The organism is Mesorhizobium sp. WSM4819 (assembly GCF_055811215.1).
In genome coordinates, this window is sequence record NZ_JBVVQO010000032.1 from 78,375 (window position 1) to 81,097 (window position 2,723).

Sequence of the window (2,723 nt, forward strand, 5' to 3'; positions counted from 1 at the left end):
CCCCCCCCCCCCCCCCCCCCCCCCCCCCCCCCCCCCCCCCCCCCCCCCCCCCCGGGCGCCCCGCCCCCCCGGCGGGGGCTCATTGTTGCGCCTGCCCACCGCCCAGAGCGTCGAGCAATGCCTTTGCTCCAGGTTGCGCTTCCGCCCTCCCTTTTCTATTCGCCTGGATGGCCCCCCGAGCCTCCCTCTGCCGCTTCCCAATCATGGGATGCAGCTCCGGGTTCTCCTGGAGGAAGATCCCCCTGGCGACCTTGCGGTATCTGCCAACAATCTCACCCAGCTTGTTGGTCCGCGTGCCCTTCACATCGGAGTCACCATCAGGAAGGTCCTGGTAGGCTTCCGACTTGATGAGTCCCGCCAACACCTCCTTGAGGCTCTTCTGCCCTGGAATGTGCCCAGATAGCTCCTGGAGCCGCTGGTAGGCGTTCTTGCCGTCCTTGAGGGTGATCTCCCTCAGGTCCACCCCTTCCAATTTGAAGTCGGGCTTGCCTACTCCCGCCTTATCCGTCTGAAGCATGATGCGGTTGTTCTCAGCTTCCACGACATCGTTGTCTTGGGAGTCCATGAGCCCCACGTAGCGCTCGATGGGATCACCCCAGACATCCATGGAGAGGGGCAGAGTGTCCGACAGCCCAGGGACGCCTCTGATGGCATTGTCCACGAAGGTCCGCGCCTCACGGAGGTACGGGTCGGGGTTGTGGCCGCGCATCAGGGAGGACATCGGGAGCATCGAGCCCGCCGTACGGCCCATGAACTTGGGAAGCTCCGTCTCGGGGTCAAGGACCGCCTTCAGCGAGTTGTTGAGGTTGAGGAGGAACGTCTTCTCGCCCAGGTTCTTGGCCACCGCCACGGCAACCGCCATGATGAGGTCCGAATAGTCCTGGTCGGGGTTCTTCCTTTGGAGGGCCACGATGTCAGCCACCAGGCCCATGACGGTGGCAGCGGGGTCGAACCTTCCGAGCTGGAAGTACTGCCGCTTGCCGTCCGCACCCATCCAGGTGACCGAGTAGGGTTTCCACCCGGTAGAGAGAAGTTCCTGCTTGAGGACGTAGTTGTCGGGACCACTGCCGGTTAGAGAGTCGTTTGCCGCCAAGTGCGCCGCGAGACCCAGGAACATGGTCCCCATGGCCATCTGGCCGATAGCGTGGGCCTGCGCCTCCGCCCCCACCTTGCCAAACAGCGCGTCCCGGAACTCCCTCTGGATGACATTCAGGCCCGGAGTGAGCTTGATGCCGTACCGGATGACGTTCACGGGCGTCTTCACGAAGGGCAGCACGATGGCAAGGATGGGGGCTGTCTTCCTAGCGTTCTGCATGGCCCGCCCGATGCTCCCCCCGAAGGTTACCTCGTAGTTGAGGTCCTGCTGGAAGGTGGCCATCTGGGCTTCCCGGACAGCGTTGGCATCAAGCGCCCTGCCCGTTGCTGGATCGATGGCGATATCGAGGGCCTTCTGCACGAAGTCCTTAAAGTCCTGCCCAGAGAGCCCGTGGTCAGCCGCATCGGTGGCCGCCTTGGACTGCACCACGGCGCGGTATCGGAGCGTCTTGAAGAACTCGTCGGCCCCACCAAGCGCCCTCGTCGGCAAACCCACGATGGTCCTGTAGTTCGCGGCCTGCCAGGCGTTGTGCGCCACGTCCCAGACGGAGTTCCATGGCTTCCACTGAAGGGGAGCCGTCTGGAGGCCCGTCATGGTGCCGTCGAAGAACTCGGTGTTCTGGGGGTTGAGGATAGAATCGCCCCTCCTGAAGGCTTCGACCGCGTTGGACCACCCGTCAGCCAGGGAGGCGATGGTGTAGTGGTACTCCCGGAGGCCCTGCCTGGTGAGCGAGGACAGCTCCGCCCTCTTCCCGGGGTCCTTGGTGATGAGACGGCGGGCCGCCGACCCGAAGGTCTTCTCGGTTGGCCGCGCGGCGAGCATGAAGGCGTTGGTCGTAAGGTTGACCACATGGGTTGGCCACATCCAGAGGAGACCATTGGTCAGGTGCCATGTGGCCTCGTTCAGGACGCGCTTCTCCCAGGTCTCGTTGAGGAGCATGGCGACCTTCTTTGGGTCTCCACCGGCCTTGCGCATGACCGTGATGACTTGCTCCGGGTCCATCCCCTTGAGCCGCGCGATGTCGTCAGGCCTGAAGCGGAACTGTGAGCGAGCGAAGCGCAAGGTGCGCCCCGAGTTGGCCAGCATTGAGTTGGCCGATGCCATCGTGTCGAATGAGACCCCAAGCCGCGCCATGAACTCCTGGGTGGCGAGATGGATGTTGCCCCCGAACTCCTGGAGGCTGCCGTTCGAAATCTTGGTGGCCAGCTCGTCGGCGTCGTTGAACATGCGGTTGCCGAGCCGTAGGGCGGCCTCCATCTGGGGAGCGAGGAGCTTAGCCCGTTCTCCGGCCTCCGTTAGCTGCCCTAGTATCATCGCCGGGTCTTCGTTGAACTGAGAGCCCAGCTCGTTGGCCAGGGACCTAACGTTGGCGTCAGTCAGTTCCTCCCCGCCCTTGGCCGTATTGAAGCGGGCCTCCAGGACCTGGGCGGAGCGCTGTATGAGCGACTCCACGTTGCCTGGGGTGTGCATCTTCTGCCACGGGAGGGGGACTTTCTTGCCGAAGTCATGGCCAGCCTCCTGGGCCAGTGCCCGAGAGCCGTAAATCATGATGGCCTTGGCGTCCGCCTGGGTGTCCTTCAGTATCTTCGCGATGTCGTCGTCCGGTATCTCCTGGGTGGGGGCGGGC

General features: G+C 63.9%; 1 protein-coding gene. It reads right to left on the bottom strand.

The annotated features are described in order from the left end of the window. Positions 1-79 precede the first annotated feature (79 nt). Positions 80-2,723 (bottom strand): hypothetical protein (locus AC0L18_RS24490; RefSeq protein ID WP_473494529.1); only part of this gene is annotated, 2,644 nt, incomplete at its 5' end.